Source organism: Cupriavidus sp. HMR-1, from assembly GCF_000319775.1.
Classification (GTDB): domain Bacteria; phylum Pseudomonadota; class Gammaproteobacteria; order Burkholderiales; family Burkholderiaceae; genus Cupriavidus; species Cupriavidus metallidurans.
Genome location: NZ_ANKP01000073.1, coordinates 35885 through 42022, shown reverse-complemented (window position 1 = coordinate 42022; position 6138 = coordinate 35885). Strand labels below are relative to the sequence as shown.

Here is a 6138-nt window from a genome sequence, read left to right as displayed (position 1 = left end):
GGCCAGCGCGAGCTGGCGCGAAGCGTTGCGCAGCGATGCCACGCGGCGCACGTCCTCGGCCGGCTGCGAGCGCGTTTGCGTCAGCACGGGCATCAGGCTTTTCGCCATGCCGGCGACGATGGCCAGCTTGGCCGGTTGGTCATCCGGAATGAACGTCTTCAGCGTGACCACGCGCTCGACTTCCGGCAGCGTCTTGAGCCGCGTGGCGATCTGCTGGGCCGCCGCCACGGACGGGGCGAGCACGCTGACGTTGTCGGTGCCGGCCTGCGGCGCATCCTTGAGCGCGAGCAGCGTCGACATCGATTCGGAGTCAGGGTCCTTCAGGTGCAGCGGGTCGAAATCGAAACGCAGGTGCGGCAGCAGCGGCGCGCCCGCGATCAGCACTGCCAGCACGCCCACCAGCGTGCCCTTGCGATGACGTTCGAAGAAGGTATCGGCCGGGGCCAGCCAGGCAAAGCCCGGCACTTCGTCCTCGCCCGGCGGGGCCAGCACGCGGATCATGGCCGGCAGCAGCGTGAAGGTGGTGCCAAAGGCGATGAACATGCCGACGCCGGCGATCTTGCCAAGCTCGGCCACGCCGCGGTAGTCGGTGGGCAGGAAACAGAAGAATGCCGCGGCGGTGGCAGCCGCGGCCAGCGTGAGCGGGCCTGCGACGTCGCGGGCCGCCAGCTCCAGCGCCTTGTTGATGTCGTCATGCTCGTGCCGCTCTGCTCGGTAACGCACGCCGAACTGGATGCCGAAGTCGACACCCAGGCCGACGAAAAGCACCGCGAACGCCACGGAAATCATGTTCAGCGCGCCAACCATCAGCAGGCCCAGCGCGGCAGTGATGATGAGCCCGGAGATCAGGCTGACAAGGACGGCCGTGATCAGCCGCGCGGAACGCAGCGCCATCCACAGGATGCCGATCACGACGACCAGTGTGAGGATGCCATTGAGCGCGGCGCCTTCGCTGACCGACGAGAATTCGTCGTCGGCCAGGGGCTGCGGGCCGGTCAGTCGCACAACGGCGCTGTAGCGTTCGGCAAGCTTGAGTTCGGTGGCCGCGGTGCGGATCGCTTCGCTGGCGCCAGAGCCGGCTTGCAGGTCGCTGAAATCGAGCACCGGCGACAGCGTCACGAAACTGAACGCGTTGCCGTCGGCGTTGGCCTTGAGGCTGTCGTCGACCAGTCCGGCCCACGACAGGGCCACCGTATGGTCGGCCAGCACGCCGTCGACGGTATTCGCGCTCGCCTGGAGCAGCTTTTCCATGTCAGCCAGCTTGATCTGTCCGAGCTGCAAGGGGAGGGCCAGCGTGGTGGTCAGCAGGTCCGACAGGCCGCGCAACGTGGGATCGTGCGCGAGGTTGTTGAGCAGCGGCCGGGCCTGCGTGAGTTTCTCGGCCATGTCGTTGACGCTCGCGGTATCGGCGAACAACAGGCCGTTGCGTTCGAAGAACGGGCCCGAACCGGGCTGCCCGACCGCGCGGAAGCGCTTGGGCTGCTTGCGCAGGGCATCGGCCAGTTCATTGGCGGCCGCATCGGCAAGCTCCTTGGCTGGGGCCTGCACCACGGCGAGGATCATCTTGTCGCGCTGCGGAAAGGCGTCGCTGATGGCCTGGTCGTGCTTCGCCCAGGGGGCGTCGGATTCAAGCAGCCGGCTGATATCGGTGTTGATGGCGAAGTTGCGGGCCGCGTAGATGCCTGCGGCAACGGTCAGCAACAAGGAAATGCCAATTACCAGCCAGGCGTGGGCGGTAGCGAATTTGACGGTGCGAACGAGCAGCGGTCTGATCATGTGTTTGAATTCTTCATCGCCCGGTTGCGGAGGGGCGCGTGGGCGGCACCCGGAGTATAGCGGGTGACGGTGGCGTTGCAGGTCCGGAGCGCCTTGCGCGCCATGCGGTCCGGCCTCGCGGCGATACGCTATATACTGGCTCGACTGGCCAGCCGGCCGATACCTTGAGCATCAGATTGTCATGAACCGTTACGGATTCCTTCCCGCCGCCATCATTGCGCCGATCGCCGCCGTGGCCGTCGTCAGTACCGCCCATGCGCAGGTCAATACCAGCGCATCGCCGGACAAGCTCGTGCAGTCCGCCGTCGAGGGCGTGATCACGAAGATCAAGGCCGATCCGGAAACCCGCGCGGGCGATCTCGGGAAGATCACGGCGGTGGTCCAGCGCGAGTTCCTGCCCTATACCGACTTTGGTCGCACCACGCGCCTGGCGGTGGGCGGTGCCTGGAAACAGGCGACGCCGGAGCAGCAGAAGGTCCTGCAGGAGCAGTTCACGGCGCTGCTGGTGCGCAGCTACGCGGTGTCGCTTTCGCAACTGCGCGAGCAGAGCCCGAAATTCTCGTACAAGCCGGCCAAAACCGGCAGCAATGCCAACGACGTGGTGGTGGCCACGCGGGTGATGAACAACGGCGACGAGATGCTGATCGATTATCGGCTGGAGCGCGGCGCGGAAGGCTGGCGCATCTATGACATCAACATGATGGGGGCGTGGCTGATCGAGGTGTACCGCAAGCAGTTTGCGGACATCGTCGCTCGTGACGGCGTGGATGGATTGGTGAAGTACCTGACGAATCACAACGCGCGGACTTGATGCCTGTGTGGGCCTGAATGGCCTGAGTGGTCCGGAAAAGCAATCGGGGTCGGCAATGCCGACCCCGATTGCTTTCACGTCACCAGAACAGGCTTAGTGCACCTGGGCGGCCTGCGCGGCCTCGGCGCGGCTACCCTGCGCCTTCTTCAGGTTGCCGATCTCGGCCAGCTTGATTTCCACGTGGCGCGAGAAGACGTACTCGGCGGGACGCTGCTTGTCCAGCGGGATGTCCGGGGCCATCGGGCCATCGGTCTTCACGCCGCGCAGGCTCACGCCCAGCGCCTTGATCGGGTGCGCGAACGTGTCGGCCACAGCCGTGGCTTCGAAGCCGCTGTGGACCATGCAGTTGGCGCACTTCTCGTAGTTGCCGACACCGTAGGCGTCCCAGTCGGTGTCTTCCATCAGTTCCTTGAAGGTCTTCACATAGCCTTCGCCGACCAGGTAGCACGGACGCTGCCAGCCGAACACGGTACGCGCCGGGTTGCCCCACGGCGTGCACTTGTAGGTCTGATTGCCGGCCAGGAAGTCCAGGAACATCGTCGACTGGCTGAACGCCCAGTTCTTGCCGGCGTTGCCGCGCGACAGGATGTCGCGGAACAGTTGCTTGGTCTTGCCGCGGTGCAGGAAGTGCTGCTGGTCCGGGGCGCGCTCGTAGGCGTAGCCCGGCGAGACCGTGATGCCGTCCACGCCCATCGCCTTGACCGAGTCAAAGAACTTGGCCACGCGGTCAGGCTTGGCATCGTTGAACAGCGTGCAGTTGATGTTGACGCGGAAGCCACGTTCCTTGGCCATGCGGATCGCTTCCACACAGCGGTCGTACACGCCTTCCTGGTTCACCGAATGGTCGTGCATTTCGCGGTCGCCATCCAGGTGGATCGACCACACGAAGTACGGGCTCGGCTCGTACTGGTCGATCTTCTTTTCCATCAGCAGCGCGTTCGTGCACAGGTAGACGAAACGCTTGCGGGCGATGATGCCGCGCACGATCTCCGGCATATCCTTGTGCAGCAGCGGCTCGCCGCCGGCGATCGAGACCACCGGGGCGCCGCACTCGTCCACGGCCTCCAGGCATTCCTGCACCGACAGGCGCTGGTTCAGGATGGGGTCCGGATAGTCGATCTTGCCGCAGCCCGAGCAGGCGAGGTTGCAGCGGAACAGGGGCTCGAGCATCAGGGCGAGCGGGTAGCGCTTCTGCCCGGAAAGATGCTTGCGTGCGATGTAGGCGCCTACGCGGGCGACCTGCAGAAAGGGAATGGCCAAGGGGGTGCTTCCTGTTAGGTTCGTTGCTTCAGCCTGCCGCCGTCTGGTCGGCAAGGCGTGCGTCGCTGGGTTCAGTGGTACTACTGGCCGCCGGGGCCTGCTTCACATCGTCCAGCTCGGCCGGCAGGCGGAATTCGGCATGTTCCTCGATCCCTTCCATGGTCGAGACTTCGACCGGACCAAGGCGGCGCAAGGCCGCAATGACGTCTTCCACCATTTCTTCGGGTGCCGAGGCACCCGCGGTAATGCCGACGACGGCGGCGTCGCGGACCCACGTGGGGTCCAGCTCGCTGCCATCGGCGATCAGGTAACTCGGTACGCCGCTCTCGGTGCCGATTTCGCGCAGGCGATTCGAGTTGGAACTGTTGGTGGCGCCAATCACGAGGATGACGTCCACGCGGGTGGACAACTCGCGCACCGCGCTCTGCCGGTTCTGAGTGGCGTAGCAGATATCGCGTGTACTCGGGCCAACCAGATTGGTAAATCGCGCGCCGAGCGCCGCAATGATATTACGGGTGTCGTCCACGGACAACGTGGTCTGTGTGATGTAAGCGACCGGTGCGTCATTCGGCAGGTCCAGCGTGGCGACATCGGCCTCGTTCTGGACCAGGATGACCTTGCCCGGAATCTGCCCCATCGTGCCTTCCACCTCGGGGTGGCCGGCATGGCCGATCAGGACGACGTGGCGGCCCGCTGCCGCGTACTGGCGTCCCTGATTGTGAACCTTGATGACGAGCGGGCAGGTCGCGTCGATCGCGTGCAGTTCGCGGCGGGCGGCCTCGCTGACCACGTCCCGCGACACGCCATGCGCGCTGAAGATCGTCACCGCATTGCCAGGCACCTCGTCGAGTTCCTCGACAAAGCGCGCGCCTTTCTGGCGCAGGCTTTCCACCACATGCTTGTTGTGTACGATCTCGTGTCGCACATAGACGGGGGCGCCATGCTTGACGAGGGCTCGATCGACGATTTCGATCGCGCGGACGACACCTGCGCAAAATCCGCGAGGTTGAGCAAGTATCACCTGCATCGAAATGGCCCCCAGACCCTCTTGTGAAGATTAGAAGACATTTATATTTTGGTACTCCCGGGATCACATTTCCGGATTACGGTGGTTACTATATACCGGTGTCAGTTTTCGTGTCGCCGCGTGGGAATTTGCCAACAGCGCGTTTCCGGCGAGAATGCCGCACCGCAATCCGGCTGTGGGCGGGCTTCTGCGGGGCAGAAATGCCTGCCGCGCCGGCAGTATTGTCAGGGGATTTGAAATTAACAATTGCATTCTTGTTACAGGTGCGTCGGGATTCCTGGGCTCCTCTGTGATGCGACAGGCACTCGACCGTGGCTTCCAGGTGCGTGTGCTCGTGCGCCCGACCAGCCCGCGCGCCAATCTGGCCGGCTTGCCCGTGGAGATTGTCGAAGGCGACATGCGCGATGCGGCGTCGATGACCCGCGCCATGGCCGGCGTCCGATACCTGTTCCATGTGGCGGCCGATTACCGGCTCTGGGCGCCTGATCCCGAGGAAATCGTGCGTTCGAACGTCGAGGGCACGGTTACGGTCATGAACGCCGCGCGCGCCGCCGGCGTAGAGCGTGTCATCTATACGAGCAGCGTGGCCACCCTGCGTGTGGCGGGCGCCACGGCGCCGGTCGACGAGACGGCGGCAATGGCCGGCCATGAGGCGATCGGTGCCTACAAGCGCAGCAAGGTGCTTGCCGAGCGCGAGGTGGAGCGTCTGGTGGCGGAAGGCCTGCCGGCGGTCATCGTGAATCCCTCCACGCCGATTGGCCCGCGCGACGTGCGCCCGACCCCGACAGGCAGGATCATTGTCGAAGCGGCCACCGGCAAGATCCCGGCCTTCGTCGATACCGGCCTGAATCTGGTCCACGTGGACGACGTGGCGAACGGTCATTTCCTGGCACTGGACAAAGGGCGCATCGGCGAGCGCTATATCCTGGGCGGCCAGGACGTGCTGCTGCGGCAGATGCTGGCCGACATCGCGGGCATGGCCGGCCGCAAGGCGCCAACCATCGAGTTGCCGCGCTGGCCGCTCTATCCGGTCGCGCGCGTGGCCGAGACCATCGCACGCTTCACCGGCAAGGAGCCGTTCGTGACCGTGGATGGGCTGAAGATGTCGCAATACCGGATGTTCTTCACTTCCGCCAAGGCCCAGCGTGAGCTTGGATACGCGCCGCGCCCCTATCAGGAAGGGCTGCGCGACGCGCTCACGTGGTTCCGGGAAGCCGGCTATCTGAAGTAGCCGATCGGCATGGCGGGTGGCCCCGCCATCTGG

Annotated in this window: 5 protein-coding genes; 2 read left to right on the top strand and 3 right to left on the bottom strand. The window is 64.9% G+C overall.

What is annotated here, in order from left to right; translation table 11 throughout:
- A partial coding sequence (locus tag D769_RS11290; protein WP_008645113.1) for an MMPL family transporter occupies positions 1-1776 on the bottom strand: 1776 nt, incomplete at its 3' end.
- Positions 1777-1957: 181 nt separating this feature from the next.
- Here D769_RS11290 and D769_RS11285 point away from each other — a divergent pair.
- Entirely contained in the window at positions 1958-2587 is a 630-nt protein-coding gene (locus D769_RS11285) for an ABC transporter substrate-binding protein (protein ID WP_008645112.1), read from the top strand.
- 93 nt (positions 2588-2680) lie between these two features.
- Here D769_RS11285 and hpnH read toward each other — a convergent pair whose 3' ends face one another.
- Entirely contained in the window at positions 2681-3847 is a 1167-nt protein-coding gene (gene hpnH / locus D769_RS11280; RefSeq protein WP_008645108.1) for an adenosyl-hopene transferase HpnH, read from the bottom strand.
- Positions 3848-3875: 28 nt separating this feature from the next.
- On the bottom strand, positions 3876-4874 hold the full coding sequence (gene ispH, locus D769_RS11275; protein ID WP_040010987.1) for a 4-hydroxy-3-methylbut-2-enyl diphosphate reductase: 999 nt from the start codon (positions 4872-4874) through the stop codon (positions 3876-3878).
- A gap of 154 nt (positions 4875-5028) precedes the next feature.
- Between ispH and hpnA the strand changes: the two genes are divergently transcribed.
- Positions 5029-6105: a hopanoid-associated sugar epimerase gene (gene hpnA / locus D769_RS11270; RefSeq protein ID WP_267880404.1), complete on the top strand. Its 1077-nt coding sequence runs from the start codon at positions 5029-5031 to the stop codon at positions 6103-6105.
- Positions 6106-6138 lie beyond the last annotated feature (33 nt).

What these genes read in the sequence shown, in the direction of transcription:
- hpnA (WP_267880404.1), top strand. Translation starts at nt 5,029, where the DNA reads ATGCCGCACCGCAATCCGGCTGTGGGCGGGCTTCTGCGGGGCAGAAAT.
- D769_RS11285 (WP_008645112.1), top strand. Translation starts at nt 1,958, where the DNA reads ATGAACCGTTACGGATTCCTTCCCGCCGCCATCATTGCGCCGATCGCC.
- ispH (WP_040010987.1), bottom strand. Translation starts at nt 4,874, where the DNA reads ATGCAGGTGATACTTGCTCAACCTCGCGGATTTTGCGCAGGTGTCGTC.